Below are 24056 nucleotides of genomic sequence, written 5' to 3'. Positions count from 1 at the left end.
TCTTACTTTTTGTCTTTGCACATCGGGAAGCCCAGCGCCTCGCGGGAAGCGTAATACGCTTCAGCCACGGCTTTGGTCAGGGTGCGGATACGCAGAATATAACGCTGACGCTCGGTCACTGAGATCGCCTTGCGCGCATCCAGCAGGTTAAAGCTGTGTGCGGCTTTCAGAATGCGTTCGTAAGCGGGCAGCGGCAGCGGTTTTTCCAGCGCTAACAGCATCTGTGCTTCTTTCTCATACTGCTCGAAGCAGGAGAACAGGAAATCGACGTCGGCGTATTCGAAGTTGTAAGTAGATTGTTCTACTTCGTTCTGATGGAACACGTCGCCGTAAGTGGTTTTACCCAGCGGGCCATCGCTCCACACCAAATCGTAAACACTGTCGACGCTTTGGATATACATCGCCAGGCGCTCAAGGCCGTAGGTGATTTCGCCGGTAACGGGTTTGCATTCCAGGCCGCCCACTTGCTGGAAGTAGGTGAACTGCGTCACTTCCATGCCGTTGAGCCAGACTTCCCAGCCCAATCCCCATGCGCCCAGCGTTGGGTTTTCCCAGTTATCTTCAACGAAGCGAATATCGTGCACCGTTGGGTCCAGACCCAGTTCTCTCAGCGACCCAAGATAAAGCTCCTGAATGTTGTCTGGAGAAGGCTTGATCATCACCTGGAACTGGTAATAGTGCTGTAAACGGTTCGGGTTTTCACCGTAGCGACCGTCGGTTGGACGGCGTGACGGCTGCACATAAGCGGTAGCAATCGGCTCTGGGCCGATAGCACGCAGGCAAGTCATTGGATGAGATGTGCCAGCGCCCACTTCCATGTCCAGCGGTTGAACGATGGTGCAGCCCTGACGCGCCCAGTAATCCTGCAAGGTCAGGATCAGGCCCTGAAAGGTCTTGGTATCAAACTTTTGCATGTTGAATTCGCACGCGATTCGGCTAGATGAAAAAAGAGTGCGCCAGTATACCCTTTGACCGCGTGTTGTGCAGCCGGAAATCCTGAGCGGCCTGGAACCCTTCCCCGGTGTCGAAAGAGAATGCGCTGGTGATGGAATACTGCGTCGAGCCGGGCGAAAAATCCGGTGCGCATCACTGACGGCTATGCCTGGCTGCCGAGTGAGCCAGGTTTAGGTGTCGAACCCGATGACGCTGTGATCGAGAAATTCTTAGTTCGTGACTAAATTCGTGACCACGTTTAGGTAACAACGTTTATGCGCCAACTTTCCCGGATGGCTCTGAATCCTTGAGCCAAAGGTTGTTGGCGCGGCTATGACTGGCTAACCTTCTTCGCACGGAGCGCCGCGCAAGAGGAAACCATGCAGCAAAAGATTTATTGGATCGATAATTTACGCGCCATTGCCTGTTTGATGGTGATCGTGATTCATACCACAACCTGGTACATCACCGGCCCGGTGGCGGTGACGGGCTTTCACTGGGATATGGCTAACATTTTGAACTCTGCGTCGCGCGTCTGCGTGCCACTGTTTTTTATGATTTCGGGTTATCTGTTCTTCGGTGAGCGCAGTGCGCAACCGCGTCATATGCTGCGGCTGGTGCTCTGTTTGCTGTTTTACAGCGCGGTGGCGCTGGCCTATATCACTTGGTTAACGCCGATTAGTGAAGGTCGATCGCTGCTGAAAATGCTGCAAAAGCCGGTGTTCTACCACTTGTGGTTTTTCTTCGCGCTGATTGGTATTTATCTGCTTTCGCCACTGATTCAGGTGAAAGCGGTGCAGGCGCGCTACGTCGCGCTGTTGGTGGTGGTTCTGGCGGTGCTGGCTAATCCCAACACCGCGAGTCAGTCGTTGGGTCGATTTCACTGGCTACCGGTGAATTTATATGTCAGCGGTGACAGTATTTATTATTTGCTCTATGCACTGCTGGGCCGCGCGATTGGCACAATGGAAACCCAAGGGCGCCGCACAAGCTGGCTGGCTGCGACCGGATTCATCGCCTGCGTGATTGGCATTGCATTGGGCACTAAGCAAGAACTGAAGATCAACGGCGCGTTCAACGATACCTGGTATCTCTATTGCGGCCCGCTGGTATTTATCGCCGCCATCAGCTTGCTGGTTTTATTTAAAAATGTCCTCAATAGCCGCACAGTGCCGGGCATGGCGATGATTGCGCGCTATTCACTGCCGATTTATGGTTTTCACGCGCTGTTTATTCATTATCTCCGCACTCATCACTATGACGATATGTCGCGCCCGTGGCTGGATCTGCCGTGGGTATTTGGCGTGACCTTAGGTGGCAGTCTGTTGCTGGCAATGGTATTAAAACGTGTCGATAAACATCATTTGGTGAGCTGATCGTCCCAGCGCTGGCGCGCACGACGCAACTGGCGCGCCGAGGAAAATCCCGCCGCCAGCGCGGCTTTTTCTGCCGCTTCGCCCTGCTGCTGGCGCTGACGCGCAATGCCTACCCGCAGCTGCTCGTGATATTCCCGCACGCTGATACCCAAATGCTGACGAAACAGCCGCGCCAGATGGCGGCTGCTCACATGGACACGCGTCGCGAGTTCCCCCAACGACCAGCTATGTTCCGGGTGAGCCATCATCGCATCCTGCGCCCGATGAATCGCCGGATGCAGATGATTGCGGTAACGCAGCCACGGTGAAAGTTGCGGGTCATCACCAGAACGGCGAAACCACACCACCATTTCACGCGCCACGGCTAGCGCGGTTTGCGCCCCACATAAACGGGTGATCAGGTGCAAAGCGAGATCGATGCCTGCGGTGATACCCGCGCTGGTCCAGATGCTGCCATCTTCAACGAAGACACGGTTCTCTCTGATCACTGCCTGAGGCGCGGTGGCTTTCATGCGTTCCAACACGTCATGATGCGTGGTGCACTGAATGCCATTGAGCAAACCCGCCTGCGCCGCCAATAAAGCCCCCGAGCAGACACAAACCAGCGTAAGCGTTTGCGTCTGAATTGCCGCTTGTTGACGTTGCAGCCAGTCACGCGCCTGCTTCGCTTGCGGCGTGTCGTAGCAACTGCGTGAATCGTAGACGCCGGGTACCACCAGCAAACTTTCAGGCGGCAGCGTGTCGGGCAGCGGCTCGATATTGCCAATCGTCATACCCGTTGAGCAGAGCACGTTTTCCTGCGGACCGATGTAGCGCAGCGTAAAGTTGCCGTCCGCCAGCGTGAAAGCTTCAGCGGGGCCAGCAACATCCAGCGCCATGACACCGGGCAGCGTTAAGAACCAGACGGTTTGCGGCATCCATTGTCTCTGATGTTAAAGGTTAAACCAGGTTCCAACCGCGAGCGCGCCACAGCGCGGGCAGCTCCGCCATATCCTCAAATCGCGTAATCAGCGGGTGGTCAAGTTCAGGATTGTGCGCATCAGCGCAGTAGTAAAATACCGGAATACCTGCCGCAATGCCCGCGCGTGCGCCAGCTTCAGAATCGTCGACCAAAATGCAGCGTTCAATCGGTACTTGCATCTGTTCAGCGGCGTGGTACATCAGTTCGGGATCGGGCTTCCAGTGCAAAATGTCATAGCCGCTGTAGAGATGCTCCTCAAAATGCGCCAGCATGCCGGTCAGGCCCAGCGAGTGCTGCATCTTCTTCACCGTACCGTTCGATACCACACACATCGGCACTTTCACCTGATCAACCAGCGCTTTCGCACCGGGAATCGGTTTCAGCTCCAGATCGAACAGCCGCGCAACTTCAGCCCGGTAGGCGGTTTCAACCTCTTCCAGGGGCAACGTCACCTGATGCGCGTCTCCCACGTCGCGAATGATGTCGTAAAGCTTGATGCCTTTATACTTCTCAAACATCTCCTGCAGTGAAAGCGTAATACCGTAGCGGGCAAAGGTGTTTACATAGCCTTGCGTACAGAGTAATTCGCTGTCCACCAGCGTGCCATCGCAGTCAAAAAATACACATTCTACAGACATCAGACTCTATCCTTTGATTTGTGGGTACCTTCACACTCTACCATTGGCAATCGGTTGCGAAAAATCATTGTATTGCGCTGTTAAAATCGCCAGGATACGCGCCGAAAGTTTTTCTTCTGGAATGGATGAAATGAACAAACAAGGCCTTTTGCAGCGCATCTTCAAGCTGCAGGAACACGGCACGTCGGTGCGTACCGAAGTGATTGCCGGTATCACCACTTTTCTGACCATGGTCTATATCGTTTTCGTCAATCCGCAGATTTTAGGGGTGGCGGGCATGGATACCCAGGCGGTGTTTGTAACGACCTGCCTGATCGCTGCCTTTGGCAGTATTTTGATGGGATTATTTGCAAATCTGCCCGTCGCGCTGGCGCCAGCGATGGGCCTGAACGCCTTCTTCGCCTTTGTGGTGGTAGGTGCGATGGGTTATTCGTGGCAGATTGGCATGGGCGCCATTTTCTGGGGTGCGCTGGGGCTGTTGATCCTGACGCTGCTGCGTGTGCGTTACTGGATGATCGCCAATATCCCGCTGAGTTTACGCGTAGGTATCACCGCTGGTATCGGCCTGTTTATCGCCATGATGGGGCTGAAAAATGCCGGTATCATCGTGCCGAATCCTGATACGTTAGTGGCGGTGGGAAATCTCTCCTCGCACAGCGTGCTGCTTGGCGCGCTCGGTTTTTTTATTATTGCTATCCTTGCGTCACGTAATATTCATGCCGCAGTATTGATTTCAATGGTGGTAACGACCGCCATTGGCTGGATACTGGGTGACGTGAAATTTGTTGGTCTGTTTTCTGCTCCGCCATCAGTCACCTCGGTGGTCGGCCAGGTCGATATCAAAGGTGCCTTTAACATTGGCATGGCGGGCGTGATCTTCTCTTTCATGTTGGTGAATCTGTTCGACTCTTCCGGCACGCTGATTGGCGTCACGGACAAAGCCGGATTAACCGATGAAAAAGGGACTTTTCCGCGCATGAAGCAGGCGCTGTATGTCGACAGCATCAGCTCAGTAAGCGGCGCACTGATCGGGACATCCTCGGTCACGGCTTATATTGAAAGCACCTCCGGCGTAGCGATCGGCGGGCGCACCGGGTTGATGGCGGTGGTTACCGGTATTTTATTCCTGCTGGTGATGTTCTTGTCACCGCTGGCGGCAATGGTGCCCAGTTATGCCGCCGCAGGCGCGTTAATTTACGTTGGCGTATTGATGACATCCAGCCTTTCACGCGTGCGTTGGGATGATTTAACGGAAGCCGTTCCTGCCTTTGTGACCGCAGCTATGATGCCGTTCAGTTTCTCCATCACCGAAGGCATTGCGCTGGGCTTTATTGCGTACTGCGTGATGAAACTGGGCACCGGACGCTGGCGTGAAATCAGCCCTTGTGTGGTTATCGTCGCGCTGCTTTTTGTGTTGAAGATAGCTTTTATCGACGCACATTAACCACAAATTGCTGCACGTTGAATGAAAAAAGGCCGCAATAGCGGCCTTTTTTACATTTCAGGGTGCAAGCTTCGTTCGTGCGGCAAACTGGTCAAACGCAACGTATGCGGGCCGATATTAGGTTTGCTCATCTCGACTTCACGAAGCGCACGCCATTGATGCGAGCTGTCCATCTCCCACAGATGCAAACGCTGTGTGGCTGGCGATAATGCACAGGCCCAAACCAGCGTCGGTTCTGCATCACATACCACCTGAATGTCGGGATAAAGCGTTGAGCGCAAACGACCCGCGCCGGGCAGTAGGCGCAACGAATCCAGCCCGCTTTCACCTGCGCCGGTTAATTTAAGGATGCTCTGACGCAGCGTCCAGATTTGCGTTACCGCTTCCATAAAATCTTGCTGGGCATTGATCCAGGCAACTTCGCCGGAGGTTAACTCCTGCATGAGCTGTTCTTGTGTTTGTCGGCTATGAGCACGCACAATTTCCATGTCCAGACCTGCGCGTCCACCCTCTTCCGCCAACAGTACGCCAATCATATTTCCCGCATAGGCGATGCTGAAATCAGGCAAATCCCGGTCGGCAAAGGCGGGGCGACCGTTGCTGTTGGTGATCAAAGCTGGAAGTTCATTAATGCCATAAACCCGCAGCATTAATTGCGCTAACAGCGCACGGGCAGCAAGAAACCGCCCACGACGCTTGTCGGCAAAATGTTGTGCTGTATCGAATACGTCTTGAGAAATGCGCAACCTTTCGGCTAAAAATCCGGGGTCGCCGGTCCAACGAACAAAATGTCCCGCCATCTGTCGCTCCGTGAAAATGGTCAGATAATCGTCAATTACATTGTAAGAATTTTCTGAGCTGATTGCATCCAGCACAAGCCGGAATAGAACAAATTAGGAAAAGGACGAAGGCTACGGCCTGTTTTTGCGCACGGTTGTCATCAAATAACCGTGTCGCTTGATCATGATGACATTAAAGAAACGTGCGCGGCGCTATCGAAACAGAGGATCAAAACAGGCGAAGTGAAAAGCAAGATGTGCGTTAAGTCGCTAATATTGCGTCGCGAAGTCTACCGCGACGCCCTGCTCATTATGCGAATTTACAGGCTTGTTCAAAACTCAGGCGGGGTAAACGCGGATGCAGTTTGCTGTCATTACCATAACCGAGATTAATCAGCAGATTAACCTGCCATTTGCTGCCGGAGAAAAAGGCTTCATTAACTTTTGCTGGATCAAAACCAGACATTGGACCTGCATCCAGCCCCAGCGAACGCGCCGCCAGAATCAGATAACCTGCTTGTAGGCTGCTGTTACGAAATGCCGTTTCTTTTGCTAAATCCGGGCTGCTGGTAAACCAACTGCGCGCATCACCGTGTGGAAACAGCGTGGGCAGTTGCTCATAAAATTCGCTGTCCCAGGCAACGATGACTGTCGCGGGCGCAGCCAGGGTTTTTTCCAGATTGCCGGAAGAGAGTGCAGGTTTGAGCTTCTCTTTACCCTCAGCAGAGGTAACAAACACAAAGCGTCCCGGTGAACAGTTGGCCGAAGTCGGACCCAGCGCAGTCAGCGCATAAAGTTGCTCCAGCAAGGCGCTTTCTATCGGCTTATCCTGCCAGTAACTGTGTGTGCGGGCTTGGTTAAACAGCGTGTCTAATGCAGCAGTATCAAGCGGTGTACTCATTCTACCTTCCTTATTAACAGCAAAATTAAGACCCATGTTTACGACAATAAATGGCTCGCCGAGGTTAGCCGGTGCGCTTTTGCTTTTAATCATGACTTCACGCGCTATGCGTAAGCAGCAATAAGAACAGTGACAGCCGCAGTGAACAAATAACCGCCCAAGGCACTGATCGTTATACTGCAATGCTTCGGCGCAGCCAAATAACATTGTCGCAATAATGCATGCAGAGAAAGGGCTATTAAGCCACAGCGAAGGCGCGCAGGATGGGGCATCTCAAGACACTGACCAAAGCCATTAGGCTTGTCGCTGCGTCATAAGTGCTACGCAAGAATGCAGGAAAAACGTTGAACAGGGGAAGGCTAGCGCTCAAGCGAGGGCCTCCGACGGCCGTTTACCGCCGGAGAAGGAATTTGAATGCTACTTACCAATACAGAAACTGGAGAAGATCCGCCCCAGCAAATCGTCAGAAGTAAACTCGCCGGTGATTTCACTCAATGCCTGCTGCGCAAGACGAAGCTCTTCTGCCAACAATTCACCCGCCCAGGCACCCAGCAGCTGATCTTTACCCTGAAGTAAGTGCGTCGCCGCTAACTCCAACGCTTGCAGATGGCGACGACGAGCAAGGAATCCGCCCTCCACGTTGCCAGCAAATCCCATGGTTTGTTTCAGATGATCACGTAACTCATCAACACCTTCACGGGTGCGCGCTGATAGTCGAATCAGTGAGTGACCGTTTACTTCACTCAATCCCGGCGTTTCGCCTGTAGCATCGGCTTTGTTACGTACCACGGTAATCGGCAATTCAGCGGGTAAACGAGAAACAAAATCGGGCCAGATGGCGGCGGCTTCTGTGGCGTCGGTGGTGGTGCCATCGACCATAAACAGCACGCGGTCGGCCTGTTCAATTTCCTGCCAGGCACGTTCGATACCGATACGTTCCACTTCATCGCTGGCTTCACGTAATCCTGCGGTATCAATGATATGTAGCGGCATACCGTCAATATGGATATGTTCACGCAAGACATCGCGCGTGGTTCCCGCAATGTCAGTCACGATGGCGGCTTCACGTCCTGCCAGCGCATTCAGCAGGCTGGATTTTCCGGCATTAGGACGTCCGGCAATCACCACTTTCATTCCTTCCCGCAGCAGGCTGCCCTGACGCGCTTCAGCGCGGACGCTGTCGAGATCGCCAATCACTGTATTAAGCTGCGCTTCGATTTTGCCGTCAGAGAGAAAATCGATCTCCTCATCCGGGAAATCAATGGCCGCTTCGACATAGATTCGCAGGTGCGTAAGTGCTTCCACAAGATGGTTGATACGGGTAGAAAACGCACCCTGCAATGAGTTAACCGCAGAACGCGCCGCCTGTTCTGAACTGGCATCAATCAGGTCAGCAATCGCTTCAGCCTGCGCTAAATCGAGTTTGTCATTCAGGAAAGCGCGTTCAGAAAATTCACCCGGCTGCGCAATACGCAGTCCCGGTAACGCCACAATACGCTTCAGTAATAAATCGAGAATTACCGGCCCGCCGTGACCTTGCAGCTCCAGCACATCTTCACCCGTGAACGAGTTAGGGCCCGGAAACCACAGCGCGATGCCTTGATCCAGCACGCTGCCGTCGGCATCGTTAAAGGATAGATAGTCGGCATAGCGCGGCTTAGGCAGTTTGCCCAATACCTGCTGCGCAACCTCAGCTGCACGCGCGCCGGAAATACGCAGAATACCCACGCCGCCGCGTCCGGGAGGCGTGGCCTGGGCAACGATAGTATCGCTGTGGCTCATAAATTCTCTCTCACTACAAAAAACAAAAGGCGGTCGCTTTGACCGCCTCAGGATAGACCGTTTTAACGCGGGATGTCTCCCGCCTTAATGTCTTACGCTTTCTTCTTGTCGCGGCTGTGAAGACCACGTTTTTCCAGGCCACGATAAATCAGCTGCTGCTGGATAATCGTTACCAGGTTACTGACGATGTAGTACAGCACCAGACCTGAAGGGAACCACAGGAAGAACACGGTAAAGATAACCGGCATGAATGTCATGATCTTCTGCTGCATCGGATCGGTCACGGTGGTCGGTGACATCTTCTGAATGAAGAACATGGTGATACCCATGAGAATCGGCAGAATGTAGTACGGATCCTGCGCAGACAAGTCATGAATCCACAGCGCGAACGGTGCATGACGCAGTTCAACCGAGCCCATCAACATATAGTAGAGAGCAAGGAAGATTGGCATCTGAATCACCAGTGGCAAACAACCACCCAGCGGGTTCACTTTTTCTGCTTTATACAGCGCCATCATTTCCTGGCTCTGCTTCTGCTTATCGTCACCCAGGCGCTCACGCATTGCCTGGATCTTCGGCTGCAGCATGCGCATTTTCGCCATCGAGGTGTACTGCGCTTTGGTCAGCGGGTACATGATGCCGCGCACGATGAAGGTAATCACGATAATGGAGAAGCCCCAGTTACCGATGAAGCTGTGCAGGAATTTCAGCAATTTAAACAGCGGCTGAGAGATGAACCACAACCAACCATAATCGACTGTCAGGTCCAGATGCGGCGCAACGGCTGCCATCTTGTCCTGAATTTCCGGGCCAACCCACAGCGTCGCGCCCAGGTTCTGTTGCGAACCGGCGGCGATAGTCACTGGCGCAGACTTATAGCCTACTGCAGCAACACCGTTACCCAGGTTACTGGTGTAAAGCGCGTTACTGCCTGCGGTACGCGGTACCCATGCAGTAGCAAAATACTGCTGCAGCATCGCCACCCAACCATTGTTGGTGGTGATGTTCAGGTTCTCGTTATCCGCAATGGTATCGAATTTATACTTTTCGTATTTCTCATCGCTGGTCGAGTAAGCCGCACCACGGAAAGTATGCAGAGCAAAGTTATTGCTGCCGGTATCACGATGCTTTGGCAGATCAATGGTTTGCTTCAGCTGACCAAACAGTGATACTTCCAGCGGTTGCTGGGTGGTGTTGTTGACGTTGTAATCAACGTTCACCGCGTATTCGCCACGTTTGAACACAAAAGTCTTGGTGTATACCACGCCATTTTCGGCGGTAAAGGTCATCGGCACACGCAGTTCGGTCTGACCATCAGCCAGTTCGAAATGATCTTGCGATGAGGTAAATAAAGGACGCGCACCGTTGTTCGGATTATCTGGACCATTACGACCGGTTAAGCCGCTTTGCGCCTGGTAAATAAAACCTGGCGTGGTTTCGAGCAGCTGGAACGGCTGATCAGAACCCAGTTTGTCTGGGAAAGTCAGCAGTTGTGCTTGCTCAACATCGCCACCGCGGGTGTTGATATTTAATGACAGGACATCGGTCTTAACGGTGATCGTTTTGCCCTGACCGCTGGCCGGTACACCTTGACTGGCGGCATCACCCGCTGTGCTGTTAGTGTTTTGCGTGGTCTGAGTCTGCTGTGGCTGCGGAGCGTGGTCCGTCTGCCAGGCTTGCCAGATCATGAAAGACACGAACAGAAAAGCGATGAGAAAGAGATTGCGTTGCGAATCCATCGTTAATGTTCTCTGGTATCTAAGGTTTTTGGCGGCACAGGATCGTCACCACCCGGGTTCAAAGGGTGGCATTTTAATACGCGTTTTAATGTCAACCAACTGCCTTTTAACACGCCAAACCTGCGTAATGCCTCAATTCCGTATTGAGAGCAGGTCGGATGAAACCGACAGTGTGGTCCCAGTAATGGGCTGATAACGCGTTGGTAGACGCGTATCAGGACGATCAGGAGCCGCGCGCCAGGCGACAGTGACGACGCCATAATTTCTCCAACGCTTCCACCAACGTACGGTTGTCGAGATCGGCAACCCCTTTTTTCGCTACCACGACAAAGTCCATCGAGGGTAATTCATGCTGACGCAGGCGAAAGCTTTCGCGGGTCAATCGCTTGATCCGGTTGCGTTCGTGAGCGCGTTTCACATGTTTTTTAGCGACGGTAAGACCGATGCGGGGATGCCCCAGCGCGTTAAGGCGGCCGAGAATAGTAATTTGCGGCGTGCCAGCCCGTTGTGGCTGCTGGAAGACGAAAGTGAAATGAGTGGGAGTTAACAAGCGTAACTCCCTGGGAAATGCGAGCTTACCCATCAGGGTTAGCTTTATTACTTAGAAACGGTCAGACGAGAACGGCCTTTAGCACGACGACGTGCCAGAACCTGACGACCATTTTTATTTGCCATACGAGCACGGAAGCCGTGTGAACGGTTGCGCTTCAGTACGGACGGTTGAAAAGTGCGTTTCATGGCGATTTCTACCTAAACTTGAAAATTTTCACTGGATGACGCGTTTTTGGGCCAGTAATTCGACCTACGCCTCAATGTGTCTTTAATAAAGAGGCGGGATTGTAATAATTGTACAGTCCAGAGTCAATTTACTTCGCTATTCGCGGTACCTGGAAACCCGGATACAGCCCGCTGAGTCCGGGCATTGGGCATAGCACAACAACGCCGGGGGGAGAATTATACGGGCTCCGTACCAAAGCGCAAGGATCGCACAGGATCTTATTGTGATCAGATTGCAGGATCTTGCGAGCAAAACGAGAAGCTGCTAGAAAAATCACATCATTTATACTGAACCCTGCTGGTTTTTCCCCCAGCTAGCGTAAACTTCACTCCGCGCCTTGAACCTGTGGATAAAAAGGATCAAAACTGTGTAGAAAGGGAAGATCTCTGACGCGCTTTGCGCTATGATCCGCCCTTCCGCTGACGATCCTCCAGTGATTGCAGGATGGAAAACCGCTGATAGCGGTCGCAGGCGCTTTCTTTCGTCTGTGTCAAAAATGAACGTTTCTGAGTTTAGCACCTACTATTCTTATTCGAATTTGTACGAGTGGAGTCCGCCGTGTCACTTACGCTTTGGCAACAGTGTCTTGCCCGTTTGCAGGATGAGCTTCCTGCCACCGAATTCAGCATGTGGATTCGTCCGCTACAGGCTGAGTTAAACGACAATACGCTTGCCTTGTATGCTCCAAATCGCTTCGTACTCGACTGGGTTCGAGATAAATACCTCAACAGTATTAATGCACTATTGAATGAATTTTGTGGACCACATGTGCCCTTGCTGCGTTTTGAAGTCGGCACGCGTCCGGTACAGCAGACGGCAGCCGTCAGCCAGCCCGTTATGGCTAGCGTAAGCACGCCAACGCCCGTTTATACGCGTCCAGCACCCACACAAATTCTGCGTCCAAGCTGGGACAACGTTCCCGCGCCTGCTGACGTGACTTATCGCTCAAATGTGAATAACCGCCATAACTTCGACAACTTTGTCGAGGGTAAATCTAACCAACTGGCGCGCGCGGCGGCACGTCAGGTGGCAGATAATCCCGGCGGCGCCTATAACCCGCTCTTCCTTTATGGTGGAACCGGTTTAGGTAAAACCCACCTGTTACACGCGGTCGGCAATGGCATCATTGCGCGCAAACCGAATGCTAAAGTGGTTTATATGCATTCTGAACGTTTTGTGCAGGACATGGTAAAAGCGTTGCAAAACAACGCCATTGAAGAGTTTAAGCGCTACTACCGCTCGGTTGACGCATTGCTTATCGATGACATCCAATTTTTTGCCAATAAAGAACGTTCTCAGGAAGAGTTTTTCCATACCTTTAATGCCTTGTTAGAAGGCAATCAGCAGATCATCCTGACATCGGATCGTTATCCTAAAGAGATCAACGGTGTCGAAGATCGTCTTAAATCGCGCTTTGGCTGGGGTTTAACGGTGGCGATCGAGCCGCCAGAGCTGGAAACACGCGTTGCGATCCTGATGAAGAAAGCGGATGAAAATGACATTCGCCTGCCCGGTGAAGTCGCTTTCTTTATTGCTAAACGATTGCGCTCCAACGTACGTGAGCTGGAAGGCGCACTGAACCGTGTGATTGCCAATGCTAACTTTACCGGTCGCGCCATAACGATCGACTTCGTGCGCGAAGCGTTACGCGATTTGCTGGCATTGCAGGAAAAATTAGTCACCATCGACAATATTCAAAAGACGGTCGCTGAGTACTATAAAATTAAGGTCGCGGATTTGCTGTCTAAGCGCCGTTCACGTTCAGTCGCACGTCCGCGCCAGATGGCGATGGCGATGGCGAAAGAGCTGACAAACCACAGCTTGCCAGAAATTGGCGATGCTTTTGGTGGCCGCGACCATACCACGGTGCTTCACGCCTGCCGCAAAATTGAGCAGCTGCGCGAAGAGAGCCACGATATTAAAGAAGATTTCTCTAATCTCATCAGAACATTATCTTCCTGACGCTATGAAATTTATTGTTGAACGTGAGCATTTGCTGAAGCCGCTGCAACAAGTCAGCGGTCCGCTAGGTGGGCGCCCGACGCTACCGATTCTTGGTAATCTGCTGATGCAGGTTAATGAAGGATCGTTGTTGCTGACCGGTACCGATTTAGAAATGGAGATGGTGGCGCGTGTGGCTTTAACGCAAGCGCATGAACCCGGTGCCACCACCGTCCCGGCGCGTAAATTCCTCGATATCTGTCGTGGATTGCCGGAAGGTGCAGAAATTACCGTCACGCTGGAAGGCGATCGCATGCTGGTTCGTTCGGGACGCAGCCGTTTTTCGCTGTCGACCTTGCCCGCGAGCGATTTCCCTAATCTGGATGACTGGCAAAGCGAAGTCGAATTTACGCTGCCGCAAGCCACGCTGAAACGCCTGATCGAAGCAACGCAGTTCTCAATGGCGCATCAGGATGTGCGTTATTACCTGAACGGTATGATGTTTGAAACCGAAGGTGAAGAGCTGCGCACTGTCGCTACCGATGGTCACCGTTTAGCGGTTTGTTCAATGCCGATTGGCCAGACCTTACCGAGCCATTCCGTGATTGTGCCGCGTAAAGGTGTCATTGAGCTGCTGCGCTTGCTGGATGGCGGCGAAACGCCGCTGCAGGTAAAAATTGGCAGCAGCAATATTCGCGCCTATGTCGGAGAGTTTATCTTTACGTCGAAGCTGGTTGATGGTCGTTTCCCCGACTATCGTCGCGTATTGCCGAAGAACCCCGACAAAGCACTGGAAGCCGGTTGTGACGTGCTGAAACAAGCTTTCGCCCGTGCCGCGATTCTCTCTAACGAGAAATTCCGCGGTGTTCGCCTCTATATCACTGAAAATCAGCTGAAAATTACGGCGAACAACCCTGAGCAGGAAGAAGCGGAAGAGATGTTGGATGTCTCATACAACGGCAGCGAATTGGAAATTGGCTTTAACGTCAGTTACGTGTTGGATGTACTCAATGCGCTGAAGTGCGAGAACGTCCGTTTACTGCTGACTGACTCCATTTCCAGCGTGCAAATTGAAGATGTCGCCAGTCCGGCCGCCGCCTACGTTGTCATGCCAATGCGTCTTTGATTCTTATCGGCCTGGTTTACTTGTCATTCTGGTTGCGGAGAGTGCCTATCCCTGGAAGCCTACTTCAGTATGCTCCCAGGGTCTGCGTGCTGGCCGTAATCAGACTTATTGCGCTGCCGTCGGCCTGGAATGATGATTTAGCCTCTTCTTGCCCTTCTCTGCTGGATTGATTCATGGCTTTAACCCGCCTACTTATCAAAGATTTTCGTAATATCGAACAGGCCGACTTAGCGCTAGCGCCGGGGTTTAACTTCCTCGTCGGCGCAAACGGCAGCGGTAAGACCAGCGTGTTAGAAGCCATTTATACGCTGGGACATGGACGCGCCTTTCGCAGTTTGCAGGCAGGACGGATTATTCGTCATGACCAGGCCGCGTTTGTGCTGCACGGTCGCCTGGAAGGCAAAGAGCGTGAAATTTCGGTGGGATTGACCAAGAATCGCGCCGGAGAAAGCAAGGTTCGCATTGACGGCAGCGATGGTCATAAAGTCGCGGAGCTGGCGCAAATGCTGCCGATGCAGCTGATCACGCCTGAGGGCTTTACGCTGCTTAATGGCGGCCCCAAATACCGTAGAGCCTATGTTGACTGGGGCTGTTTTCATAATACGCCCGGCTTCTTTAATGCCTGGAGCAATATGCGCCGCCTGCTGAAACAGCGCAACGCTGCGCTGCGTCAGGTTTCGCGTTACAGCCAAATTCGGCCGTGGGATCAAGAATTGGTGCCGCTGGCCGAACAAATCAGCCAGTGGCGTGCTGAATACAGCGCGGCTATATCTGCTGAAATCATTGCAACTTGCGGCCAGTTTTTGCCGGAGTTTGAATTAGCCTTCTCATTCCAGCGCGGCTGGGATAAAGAAAGCGATTACGGCGAATTGCTGGAACGCAATTTCGAGCGCGATCGTGCCTTAACTTACACCGCCAGCGGCCCGCACAAAGCGGATTTCCGTATTCGTGCTGAAGGGACGCCGGTGGAAGATTTACTCTCACGCGGTCAGTTAAAACTGCTGATGTGTGCATTACGTTTGGCGCAGGGCGAGTTCCTGACGCGCCAGAGCGGACGCCGCTGTCTTTACCTGATTGACGACTTTGCTTCTGAGCTGGATGACAGCCGCCGCCGTCTGTTAGCGGAGCGGTTAAAAGCCACGCAAGCACAAGTCTTTGTCAGCGCCATTTCTGCCGATCATGTAATCGACATGAGCGACGAAAAGGGCAAGATGTTCCGCGTGGAACAGGGTAAAATAGCGGTTCAACCTGAAGATTAAATGAGCGAGAAACGTTGATGTCGAATTCTTATGACTCCTCAAGTATCAAAGTCCTGAAAGGACTTGATGCGGTACGCAAACGCCCGGGTATGTATATCGGCGATACGGATGACGGCACCGGTCTGCATCACATGGTATTCGAGGTCGTGGATAACGCAATCGACGAAGCGCTCGCCGGTCACTGTAGTGACATTATGGTCACCATTCATGCGGATAATTCAGTTTCCGTTCAAGATGATGGGCGCGGTATCCCAACCGGCATTCACGAAGAAGAAGGCGTCTCTGCCGCTGAAGTGATCATGACCGTGCTGCACGCCGGCGGTAAGTTCGACGACAACTCCTATAAAGTTTCTGGTGGCCTGCATGGCGTAGGCGTTTCTGTGGTTAACGCCTTGTCAGAAAAACTCGAGTTGGTTATTCGCCGCGAAGGCAAAGTACATCATCAGATCTATCAGCATGGCGTGCCGCAGTCACCGCTGGCTGTGACTGGTGAAACTGAAGCGACCGGTACGCGCGTGCGCTTCTGGCCGAGCCACCAAACCTTTACCAATGTCACTACGTTCGAGTACGACATCCTGGCAAAACGCCTGCGTGAACTCTCGTTCCTGAACTCAGGTGTCTCTATTCGTCTGGAAGACAAACGCGATGACAAAAGCGATCACTTTCATTACGAAGGCGGCATCAAGGCGTTTGTTGAATACCTGAATAAAAACAAAACCCCAATCCACCCAACAGTGTTCTATTTTTCAACTGAAAAAGATGGGATCGGTGTGGAAGTGGCGCTGCAGTGGAACGATGGTTTCCAGGAAAACATCTACTGCTTCACCAACAACATTCCACAACGCGATGGTGGCACACACCTTGCGGGCTTCCGCGCGGCAATGACGCGTACCCTGAATGCCTATATGGACAAAGAGGGTTACAGCAAAAAAGCCAAAGTCAGCGCGACCGGCGATGATGCGCGTGAAGGATTGATTGCAGTGGTGTCGGTAAAAGTGCCGGATCCAAAATTCTCCTCGCAGACCAAAGATAAACTGGTCTCTTCTGAGGTGAAATCTGCGGTCGAGCAGCAGATGAACGAACTGCTGGCAGAATATCTGCTGGAAAACCCAGGCGATGCAAAAATCGTGGTGGGTAAAATTATTGATGCTGCACGCGCCCGTGAAGCGGCGCGTCGTGCACGTGAAATGACGCGTCGTAAAGGCGCGTTGGATCTGGCGGGCTTGCCAGGCAAACTGGCGGATTGTCAGGAACGCGATCCGGCGCTGTCAGAAATCTACCTGGTGGAGGGTGACTCCGCAGGCGGCTCGGCGAAACAGGGCCGTAACCGTAAAAACCAGGCGATTCTGCCGCTCAAGGGTAAAATCCTCAACGTTGAGAAAGCGCGTTTCGATAAAATGCTCGCTTCACAAGAAGTGGCAACGCTGATCACTGCGCTGGGTTGCGGCATTGGCCGCGACGAATATAACCCGGATAAATTGCGTTATCACAGCATCATTATCATGACCGATGCTGATGTCGATGGCTCGCACATCCGTACGCTGCTGTTGACCTTCTTCTATCGCCAGATGCCAGAAATTGTAGAACGCGGTCATGTCTACATTGCTCAGCCACCTCTTTACAAAGTGAAGAAAGGCAAGCAAGAGCAGTACATCAAAGATGATGAAGCGATGGATCAGTATCAAATCGCCATCGCGCTTGATGGCGCTACGCTGCACACCAACGCCAGCGCACCGGCACTCGGCGGCGAGCAGCTAGAAACCTTAGTGGCTGATTTCAACAGCACGCAGAAGATGATCAAACGTATGGAGCGCCGCTATCCGGTCGCGCTGTTACGTGCGCTGATTTACCATGCAACGCTCAGCGAGTTGGGTAATGAAGCAGAAGTAACAGACTGGTTAAACGGCCTGGTTTCCTATCTGACTGAACGTGAAGCGCACGGCAGCACCTATTTTGCGCAGATCCGTGAAAACCGTGAAGAGCATCTGTTCGAACCGGTTTTACGTGTGCGTACTCACGGTGTTGACACCGATTATGTGCTGGATGCGGAGTTCATTCAGGGGCCAGAATACCGCAAGATCTGTGCTCTGGGCAGCAAACTGCGCGGCTTGCTGGAGGAAGATGCTTTCATCGAACGTGGTGAGCGTCGACAGCCTGTTGCCAGCTTTGAACAAGCAATTGAGTGGCTGGTAAAAGAGTCACGTCGTGGTTTGTCGGTGCAGCGATACAAAGGTCTGGGCGAAATGAACCCAGAGCAGCTGTGGGAAACTACCATGGATCCAGGCAGTCGCCGCATGCTGCGCGTCACTATTAAAGACGCGATTGCTGCCGACCAGCTGTTTACTACGTTGATGGGTGATGCGGTTGAACCGCGCCGCGCCTTCATCGAAGAGAATGCGCTGAGAGCAGCAAACATTGATATCTAATCGTTGATATTCACTGACGCGACGAAAAACCCTTCCTTATTCGGAAGGGTTTTTTTATGCCTGTCGCGCACTTGAAAAGCGAAAACAGGCGCAATGAGCCGTTGATTCCTCGCAACATTCTCTCTGGTTAATGCGCCATCACATCTGTGATGGCTTTTTTTTTGCTTTACGCCCCATTCCGAAGCTGTTGCCAAACGTGCCGATAAACTGGTCAATGTGAGCTGAATCGCGCTAGCATTGAATAAAACCCTGACTCAACGAGGACGTTATGGCAATTAAACTGATTGCGATTGATATGGATGGCACGCTGCTCAACCCACAACATCTGATCACGCCGGGAGTAAAAGCAGCACTTGATCACGCACGCCAAAAAGGTGTGTCCATTGTGCTGGCAACCGGCCGCCCGTTTGTTGGCGTGCAACGTTATTTGATGGAGCTGGATCTTCAGGCTGGCCAGTATTGCATCAGCAATAACGGTGCGCTGGTACATCGTGCGGAAGATGGCGAATGCGTCGCAGAAGTCACGCTAACGTTCGACGATTATCTTTACGTTGAGCAGCTGGCACGTGAACTGGGCGTACATTTTCAGGCGTTTGATAAATCTCATCTTTACACCCCAAACAAAGATATCAGCGAATATACCATTCATGAAGCTAGCCTGACCGGCATTCCGGTGCGTTATCGCGCCGTAGAAGAGATGGATCGCAACATGCGTTTTCCTAAGCTGATGATGATCGATAAACCGGGGCTGCTGGATTCCGCTATTGAGCGTTTGCCTGCCCACGCGAAAGAGACTTACACCCTGCTGAAAAGCGCGCCTTACTATCTCGAAATTCTTGACCGCCGCGTCAATAAAGGTCAGGGCGTGAAAATGCTGGCAGAAAAACTCGGCCTGAAGCAGGAAGAAGTGATGGCGATTGGCGATCAGGAAAACGATTTAGCGATGATCGAATATGCAGGCACCGGCGTTGCAATGGGTAATGCCATTGAATCTGTTAAGAAAATTGCGCAGTTTGTCACGAAAACTAATATGGAAGATGGCGTTGCTTACGCGATTGAAGAGTTAGTCCTTTAATTTCTCGGCGGCCAGGCGCCGCCCACTTCCCTTCATTCTACACTCCTCACCACCCGACGATATGTCTGTTTTGTGATCAACATTGTAGTACAACCCAACAAGGTGGTACTACAATCTTTCCTGCGCATCATTCAGGAAAAGGCAGATAAATCGTGGATCAGCAGGACGTCAGTAAAACCGATCGTATTCTTCTCACGCTAGGTGAAGAAATTGTCTCTGGACAGTTCGCCCCCGGACAGGCGCTGCCTGCAGAAGCGGAGCTGTGTGAACGCTTTACCACGTCGCGCAACATAATCCGTGAAGTTTATCGCTCGCTAACAGCAAAACGGCTTATCGAAATTAAGCGTTATCGCGGCGCCTTTGTCACAACCCATCAGCAGTGGAATTTCCTCGACAGCGACGTGCTGCAATGGTCGCTGAAGCACAACCACGATCCGCAGTTGATTGCAGCGATGAATGACGTGCGTGTATTAGTGGAGCCGCAGCTGGCGCGTTGGTCAGCGGAACGCGCCACATCACAGGATTTAGCCCAGATCGAGCACGCGCTTAATGACATGATTGCGCATCATCACGATCGCCAGGCATTTAATGATGCTGACATGCGTTATCACGAAGCGCTGTTAACCTCCGTCCACAACCCTATTTTGCAGCAACTCAGCATCGCGATTGTTCAGCTACAAAAAGCGGTATTTGAACGCACTTACCAACCCGATCGCGACAATATGCCGCAAACATTGCGTGAGCATCAGATGCTGTTTGAGGCCATTCGTCATCAGGATGCCGATGCAGCAGAAGCGGCGGCTCGCACCATGATTGCCAGCTCAACCCAGCGCTTAAAGGCAATCTCATGAGCCGCTATATCGCTATCGATTGGGGTTCAACCAATTTACGCGCCTGGTTTTACCTGGATGGCGAATGCCAAGAGACGCGACGCTCAGAAGCAGGCGTAACGCGATTAAATGGTCGCAGCCACCAACAGGTATTTGACGAAATCGTGCACGGCTGGCCAGTCAGTGAATTACCCGTGGTGATGGCAGGCATGGTCGGCAGCAATGTTGGCTGGCTACCTGCGCCTTATCTTCCTTGTCCGCTACCACTCGAATCCATTGCCGCACAATTAACTCACGTCGGCGAAAACCGCTGGATTGTGCCGGGATTGAGCATTAACCACGCCGATAACCATAACGTGATGCGCGGTGAAGAGACGCAGCTGCTGGGTGCCCAGGCATTAGCACCTGCCGCCGTTACGGTCATGCCAGGAACACACAGTAAATGGGTGATTGCCGAAGGCGACTGCATCGTTGATTTCCGCACCGTCATGACCGGTGAACTGCATCATTTACTGCTTAAACAATCGCTTATCGGCAACGGTTTACCCGAACAGCGCGATGATACGCAGGCTTTTCACCGTGGGCTGGAAATCGGTGTTAACGATGCTTCAATTTTGTCGCGATTGTTCGAGGTCCGGGCACAACATCTGTTGGGTACGCTACCACGCGAATCGGTCAGCGATTTCCTTTCTGGTCTACTGATTGGTCATGAAGTTGCCAGCCAGCAGCGCCAGCTCGCGCTAGCCGCGCCGGTAACGCTGGTGACTAATATGCAGCTGGCGCAGCGTTATCAGCATGCTTTCACCCTGATTGATATCCCGACGCAATGGCTGGAAGGCGATCGTGCCTTCCAGCAAGGAATACGGAGAATTGTTGATGAACTTACCGATTAAATTACCGCTGATTGCCATTTTGCGTGGCATTAAGCCGGAAGAAGCGGAAGCACACATTCGCGCACTGATTGATGCGGGTTTTGATGCGATAGAAGTCCCACTTAACTCACCAAACTGGCAGCAAACCCTTCCACAAATGGTGCATCAGTTCGGCGATCGTGCAGTGATTGGGGCAGGAACCGTGTTAAAAACCACACAGGTTGATGAGCTGGCATCAATCGGCTGTCGCCTGATCGTTACGCCGAATACCGATGCGGCAGTCATTCAGCAGGCGGTCAAACACAACATGTGGGTTGCAGCCGGGTGCGCCACGGCGACAGAAGCATTCACCGCCGTAAATGCAGGGGCGCAGGCGCTGAAAATTTTCCCCGCTTCAGCCTTTGGCGCGGCCTATATCAAAGCGATCAAAGCGGTGCTGCCGCCTGAAATCCCGGTATTTGCAGTTGGCGGCGTTACGCCACAGAACCTGGCGGAATATTTGGCAGTCGGCTGCATAGGTGCCGGTTTAGGCAGCGATCTCTATCGTGCCGGTCAATCGGTGACGCAGACTATCGAGAAGGCGCAAGCCTTTGTACAGGCTTATAAGGAAGCAACGCGATGAAAATTACCAGGCTCACGACCTACCGCTTACCGCCGCGCTGGATGTTTTTGAAAATTGAAACGGATGAAGGCGTATCGGGCTGGGGCGAACCCGTGATCGAAGGACGAGCCCGCAGCGTAGAGGCCGCAGTCCATGAACTGGGTGAAGCGTTAATCGGTCAAGACCCAGCGCGTATCAACGACGTGTGGCAAGTCATGTATCGCAGCGGTTTCTATCGCGGCGGGCCAATTTTGATGAGCGCCATAGCAGGTATCGATCAAGCATTGTGGGATATCAAAGGCAAAACCCTGGGTGTGCCTGTTTGGCAACTGCTTGGCGGGTTGGTGCGCGACAAAATCAAAGCCTACAGCTGGGTTGGCGGCGATCGCCCCGCTGACGTGATTGCCGGTATCGAAAAATTGCGCACTATCGGTATTGATACGTTCAAGCTCAACGGCTGTGAAGAGATGAGTCTGATCGACAGCAGCCGCAAGGTAGATGCTGCGGTCAATACCGTCGCGCAGATCCGTGAAGCCTTTGGCAATCAAATTGAATTCGGCCTGGATTTTCATGGTCGCGTAAGTGCGCCCATGGCGAAGTTGCTGATTCACGAACTGGAACCTTATCGCCCGCTGTTCATTGAAGAGCCGGTACTGGCAGAGCAAGCAGAATATTATCCTCGCCTGGCCGCGCAAACCCATATCCCGATCGCGGCGGGTGAACGCATGTATTCGCGTTTCGAATTCAAACGGGTGCTTGAAGCGGGTGGATTAGCGATCCTGCAACCTGATCTGTCGCACGCGGGCGGCATCACCGAATGTGTGAAAATTGCCGCCATGGCCGAAGCCTACGATGTTGGCCTCGCGCCGCATTGTCCGCTGGGCCCGCTGGCGCTCGCCGCCTGTTTGCAGGTTGATTTCGTTTCACATAACGCCGTTTTCCAGGAACAGAGCATGGGCATTCACTACAATCAGGGCGCAGAATTGCTGGATTACGTGGTGAACAAAGCGGATTTTGCCATGAATGACGGCATGTTTTCTCCCTTGTTAAAACCTGGCTTAGGCGTCGAAATCGATGAAGCCTTGGTGATCGAACGCAGCCGCAACGCGCCAGACTGGCGCAACCCTTTATGGCGCCACGTCGACGGCTCTGTCGCCGAATGGTAAAGCGTTAATTCAACCCTCTGCATAACTAAAAAAATCTCTGTGGTTCCGCGCTAGCGTGGAATCCAGGCCAGCTGCACCCTACGTGAGGACATTCCGATGACACAACATCTGCACCTCAGCACCGTCAAAAAAATGAATTTACGCATCATGCCGTTCATCATGTTGCTCTATCTGATCGCCTATATTGACCGCGCCAACATCTCAGTCGCTGCGCTACAGATGAACGCCGACCTGGCGATGACAGCCGAAATGTACGGCATTGCCGCCGGGATTTTTTACGTCACTTACATCATCTTTGAAGTGCCAAGCAACGTGTTGCTGACGCGCGTTGGTGCCCGCCGCTGGATTGCGCGCATCATGGTGAGCTGGGGCATTATTGCTGCGGGTATGAGCCTGGTGCAGACGCCAACCCAGCTCTATGTGATGCGCTTTCTGCTCGGTGCGGCGGAAGCGGGTTTTACGCCCGGCATCATTTATTACCTCTCCTGCTGGTATCCGCGCAGCGACCGCGCTCGCGCCATGTCGATGTTTTACATTGGCGCCGCGCTGGCCTCGGTAATTGGTCTGCCGCTTTCCGGTAGTTTGCTGAATATGCACGGAATGCTGGGCGTCGAGGGTTGGCGCTGGTTGTTCCTGCTGGAAGGGATTCCCGCCTTCTTCCTCGGCATTGTGACCTGGTTTTATCTCGACGATTCTCCGGCAAAAGCGCGCTGGCTCACTGCTGAACAGCGAAACTGGCTGGCACAAACTATCGCCCGCGACGAACAGCACTCCGCTATTCATCATCACAACTGGCGCGTGGCATTAAAAAGCGGTCGTGTCTGGGCGCTGAGTTTGCTGTGGCTGCTGCAGGCATTTGGCACCATCGGCGTCACGCTGTTCCTGCCGCTGATTGTTAAAGGCGTAGCGGAAGATCGCAGCAATCTGATGGTGAGTTTACTGTCGGCGGTGCCGTTTCTGTTTGCCTGTATTTTTATGTATTTCAATGGCCGACATTCTGACCGTACCGGCGAACGCGCACGCCATTTAGGGCTGCCGCTGATGGCTTCCGGCTTGCTGCTGTTGGCCGCGATGGCGGTTTCGCAACAGTGGATAGCTTACCTGTTGCTGGTGTTGATGGTGGGACTGAACTGGGCAATCACGCCGGTATTTTGGGCGGTCACTACCGAAACCATTTCTGGCGTAGCCGGTGCCGCCTCTATCGCCTTAATCAATGCAGTCGCGAACATTGCTGGCTTGGGCTTTCCCCCGATTATGGGTCGCATAAAAGACGCAACCAACAGCTACAACGATGGCTTGTTAATTGTGGCAGCCGCGCTGATTTTAGGCGGCATATTGGGTTTGGTGATGGGCAGAAAAAAGGCCATTGAAGGACACGAAGCCCCTGCCAAAGCGGTAAATTCGAAGCTGCATCTTTAACGCATTTGGC

At 52.8% G+C, this 24056-nt stretch carries 22 protein-coding genes; 12 read left to right on the top strand and 10 right to left on the bottom strand.

Translation table 11 applies throughout. The features are described 5' to 3' along the window. Positions 1–2 precede the first annotated feature (2 nt). Entirely contained in the window at positions 3–914 is a 912-nt protein-coding gene (gene glyQ / locus ACF2G4_RS14800; protein WP_215848047.1) for a glycine--tRNA ligase subunit alpha, read from the bottom strand. A 399-nt stretch (positions 915–1313) separates the two neighbouring features. On the opposite strand from glyQ, the gene ACF2G4_RS14795 reads away from it, so the two are divergent. Next, positions 1314–2309 (top strand): acyltransferase, encoded by a 996-nt coding sequence (locus tag ACF2G4_RS14795; RefSeq protein ID WP_409075062.1) that lies wholly within the window; start codon positions 1314–1316, stop codon positions 2307–2309. Here ACF2G4_RS14795 and ACF2G4_RS14790 read toward each other — a convergent pair. Next, positions 2294–3226 (bottom strand): GlxA family transcriptional regulator, encoded by a 933-nt coding sequence (locus ACF2G4_RS14790; RefSeq protein WP_243079780.1) that lies wholly within the window; start codon positions 3224–3226, stop codon positions 2294–2296. The genes ACF2G4_RS14795 and ACF2G4_RS14790 overlap by 16 nt on opposite strands. Before the next feature lie 22 nt (positions 3227–3248). Further along, on the bottom strand, positions 3249–3908 hold the full coding sequence (gene yieH / locus ACF2G4_RS14785) for a 6-phosphogluconate phosphatase (protein WP_243079781.1): 660 nt from the start codon (positions 3906–3908) through the stop codon (positions 3249–3251). 130 nt (positions 3909–4038) lie between these two features. Between yieH and ACF2G4_RS14780 the strand changes: the two genes are divergently transcribed. Next, positions 4039–5352 carry an NCS2 family permease gene (locus tag ACF2G4_RS14780; RefSeq protein ID WP_409075061.1) on the top strand — a complete coding sequence of 438 codons (1314 nt, stop codon included), beginning with the start codon at positions 4039–4041 and terminating at the stop codon, positions 5350–5352. A 50-nt stretch (positions 5353–5402) separates the two neighbouring features. Here ACF2G4_RS14780 and ACF2G4_RS14775 read toward each other — a convergent pair whose 3' ends face one another. From ACF2G4_RS14775 to rpmH, 7 genes are all read right to left on the bottom strand, one after another. Beyond that, a complete protein-coding gene (locus ACF2G4_RS14775; protein ID WP_409075060.1) occupies positions 5403–6152 on the bottom strand; it encodes a 4'-phosphopantetheinyl transferase family protein in 750 nt (249 codons plus the stop codon). A gap of 289 nt (positions 6153–6441) precedes the next feature. Continuing rightward, positions 6442–7032, bottom strand: a complete 591-nt coding sequence (locus ACF2G4_RS14770; protein WP_409075059.1) for a malonic semialdehyde reductase — start codon at positions 7030–7032, stop codon at positions 6442–6444. Between the two features lie 417 nt (positions 7033–7449). Further along, positions 7450–8814: a tRNA uridine-5-carboxymethylaminomethyl(34) synthesis GTPase MnmE gene (gene mnmE, locus ACF2G4_RS14765; protein WP_215848060.1), complete on the bottom strand. Its 1365-nt coding sequence runs from the start codon at positions 8812–8814 to the stop codon at positions 7450–7452. A gap of 92 nt (positions 8815–8906) precedes the next feature. Continuing rightward, positions 8907–10553, bottom strand: coding sequence for a membrane protein insertase YidC (gene yidC, locus ACF2G4_RS14760; protein ID WP_215848061.1), 1647 nt, complete (start codon positions 10551–10553; stop codon positions 8907–8909). Between the two features lie 2 nt (positions 10554–10555). After that, positions 10556–10813 carry a membrane protein insertion efficiency factor YidD gene (yidD, locus tag ACF2G4_RS14755; protein WP_215848062.1) on the bottom strand — a complete coding sequence of 86 codons (258 nt, stop codon included), beginning with the start codon at positions 10811–10813 and terminating at the stop codon, positions 10556–10558. Then, on the bottom strand, positions 10777–11136 hold the full coding sequence (gene rnpA, locus ACF2G4_RS14750; RefSeq protein ID WP_215848063.1) for a ribonuclease P protein component: 360 nt from the start codon (positions 11134–11136) through the stop codon (positions 10777–10779). Before rnpA ends, yidD begins: the two co-directional genes overlap by 37 nt. A 14-nt stretch (positions 11137–11150) precedes the next feature. Further along, positions 11151–11291, bottom strand: coding sequence for a 50S ribosomal protein L34 (gene rpmH, locus ACF2G4_RS14745; RefSeq protein ID WP_003023858.1), 141 nt, complete (start codon positions 11289–11291; stop codon positions 11151–11153). A gap of 598 nt (positions 11292–11889) precedes the next feature. Between rpmH and dnaA the strand changes: the two genes are divergently transcribed. From dnaA to ACF2G4_RS14695, 10 genes are all read left to right on the top strand, one after another. Further along, entirely contained in the window at positions 11890–13293 is a 1404-nt protein-coding gene (gene dnaA, locus ACF2G4_RS14740; protein WP_215848064.1) for a chromosomal replication initiator protein DnaA, read from the top strand. A 4-nt stretch (positions 13294–13297) separates the two neighbouring features. Continuing rightward, a complete protein-coding gene (gene dnaN / locus ACF2G4_RS14735) occupies positions 13298–14398 on the top strand; it encodes a DNA polymerase III subunit beta (protein ID WP_243079784.1) in 1101 nt (366 codons plus the stop codon). A gap of 173 nt (positions 14399–14571) precedes the next feature. Then, a complete protein-coding gene (recF, locus tag ACF2G4_RS14730) occupies positions 14572–15657 on the top strand; it encodes a DNA replication/repair protein RecF (RefSeq protein WP_409075058.1) in 1086 nt (361 codons plus the stop codon). Positions 15658–15674: 17 nt separating this feature from the next. Further along, positions 15675–18083 carry a DNA topoisomerase (ATP-hydrolyzing) subunit B gene (gene gyrB, locus ACF2G4_RS14725; RefSeq protein ID WP_215848066.1) on the top strand — a complete coding sequence of 803 codons (2409 nt, stop codon included), beginning with the start codon at positions 15675–15677 and terminating at the stop codon, positions 18081–18083. Between the two features lie 268 nt (positions 18084–18351). After that, entirely contained in the window at positions 18352–19158 is an 807-nt protein-coding gene (yidA, locus tag ACF2G4_RS14720) for a sugar-phosphatase (protein WP_215848067.1), read from the top strand. A 152-nt stretch (positions 19159–19310) separates the two neighbouring features. After that, positions 19311–20009 (top strand): FadR/GntR family transcriptional regulator, encoded by a 699-nt coding sequence (locus ACF2G4_RS14715; protein ID WP_243079787.1) that lies wholly within the window; start codon positions 19311–19313, stop codon positions 20007–20009. Beyond that, positions 20006–20881, top strand: a complete 876-nt coding sequence (locus tag ACF2G4_RS14710; protein ID WP_409075057.1) for a 2-dehydro-3-deoxygalactonokinase — start codon at positions 20006–20008, stop codon at positions 20879–20881. Before ACF2G4_RS14715 ends, ACF2G4_RS14710 begins: the two co-directional genes overlap by 4 nt. Beyond that, on the top strand, positions 20865–21482 hold the full coding sequence (locus tag ACF2G4_RS14705) for a 2-dehydro-3-deoxy-6-phosphogalactonate aldolase (RefSeq protein ID WP_409075056.1): 618 nt from the start codon (positions 20865–20867) through the stop codon (positions 21480–21482). The genes ACF2G4_RS14710 and ACF2G4_RS14705 overlap by 17 nt, the downstream gene beginning before the upstream one ends. Then, positions 21479–22627, top strand: a complete 1149-nt coding sequence (gene dgoD, locus ACF2G4_RS14700) for a galactonate dehydratase (RefSeq protein ID WP_215848071.1) — start codon at positions 21479–21481, stop codon at positions 22625–22627. Before ACF2G4_RS14705 ends, dgoD begins: the two co-directional genes overlap by 4 nt. 96 nt (positions 22628–22723) lie before the next feature. Beyond that, on the top strand, positions 22724–24046 hold the full coding sequence (locus tag ACF2G4_RS14695) for an MFS transporter (RefSeq protein ID WP_243079790.1): 1323 nt from the start codon (positions 22724–22726) through the stop codon (positions 24044–24046). Positions 24047–24056 lie beyond the last annotated feature (10 nt).

Origin of the sequence: Pantoea phytostimulans, from assembly GCF_046118715.1 — a bacterium.
GTDB lineage: Bacteria > Pseudomonadota > Gammaproteobacteria > Enterobacterales > Enterobacteriaceae > Pantoea > Pantoea phytostimulans.
The sequence above is the reverse complement of the archived record's forward strand: the minus strand, read 5'-3'. Positions and strand labels throughout refer to the sequence as shown.

Coding starts and splice junctions, on each gene's coding strand:
- glyQ (WP_215848047.1), bottom strand. CDS start 914: ATGCAAAAGTTTGATACCAAGACCTTTCAGGGCCTGATCCTGACCTTG.
- ACF2G4_RS14795 (WP_409075062.1), top strand. CDS start 1,314: ATGCAGCAAAAGATTTATTGGATCGATAATTTACGCGCCATTGCCTGT.
- ACF2G4_RS14790 (WP_243079780.1), bottom strand. CDS start 3,226: ATGCCGCAAACCGTCTGGTTCTTAACGCTGCCCGGTGTCATGGCGCTG.
- yieH (WP_243079781.1), bottom strand. CDS start 3,908: ATGTCTGTAGAATGTGTATTTTTTGACTGCGATGGCACGCTGGTGGAC.
- ACF2G4_RS14780 (WP_409075061.1), top strand. CDS start 4,039: ATGAACAAACAAGGCCTTTTGCAGCGCATCTTCAAGCTGCAGGAACAC.
- ACF2G4_RS14775 (WP_409075060.1), bottom strand. CDS start 6,152: ATGGCGGGACATTTTGTTCGTTGGACCGGCGACCCCGGATTTTTAGCC.
- ACF2G4_RS14770 (WP_409075059.1), bottom strand. CDS start 7,032: ATGAGTACACCGCTTGATACTGCTGCATTAGACACGCTGTTTAACCAA.
- mnmE (WP_215848060.1), bottom strand. CDS start 8,814: ATGAGCCACAGCGATACTATCGTTGCCCAGGCCACGCCTCCCGGACGC.
- yidC (WP_215848061.1), bottom strand. CDS start 10,553: ATGGATTCGCAACGCAATCTCTTTCTCATCGCTTTTCTGTTCGTGTCT.
- yidD (WP_215848062.1), bottom strand. CDS start 10,813: ATGGCGTCGTCACTGTCGCCTGGCGCGCGGCTCCTGATCGTCCTGATA.
- rnpA (WP_215848063.1), bottom strand. CDS start 11,136: ATGGGTAAGCTCGCATTTCCCAGGGAGTTACGCTTGTTAACTCCCACT.
- rpmH (WP_003023858.1), bottom strand. CDS start 11,291: ATGAAACGCACTTTTCAACCGTCCGTACTGAAGCGCAACCGTTCACAC.
- dnaN (WP_243079784.1), top strand. CDS start 13,298: ATGAAATTTATTGTTGAACGTGAGCATTTGCTGAAGCCGCTGCAACAA.
- recF (WP_409075058.1), top strand. CDS start 14,572: ATGGCTTTAACCCGCCTACTTATCAAAGATTTTCGTAATATCGAACAG.
- gyrB (WP_215848066.1), top strand. CDS start 15,675: ATGTCGAATTCTTATGACTCCTCAAGTATCAAAGTCCTGAAAGGACTT.
- yidA (WP_215848067.1), top strand. CDS start 18,352: ATGGCAATTAAACTGATTGCGATTGATATGGATGGCACGCTGCTCAAC.
- ACF2G4_RS14710 (WP_409075057.1), top strand. CDS start 20,006: ATGAGCCGCTATATCGCTATCGATTGGGGTTCAACCAATTTACGCGCC.
- ACF2G4_RS14705 (WP_409075056.1), top strand. CDS start 20,865: ATGAACTTACCGATTAAATTACCGCTGATTGCCATTTTGCGTGGCATT.
- dgoD (WP_215848071.1), top strand. CDS start 21,479: ATGAAAATTACCAGGCTCACGACCTACCGCTTACCGCCGCGCTGGATG.
- ACF2G4_RS14695 (WP_243079790.1), top strand. CDS start 22,724: ATGACACAACATCTGCACCTCAGCACCGTCAAAAAAATGAATTTACGC.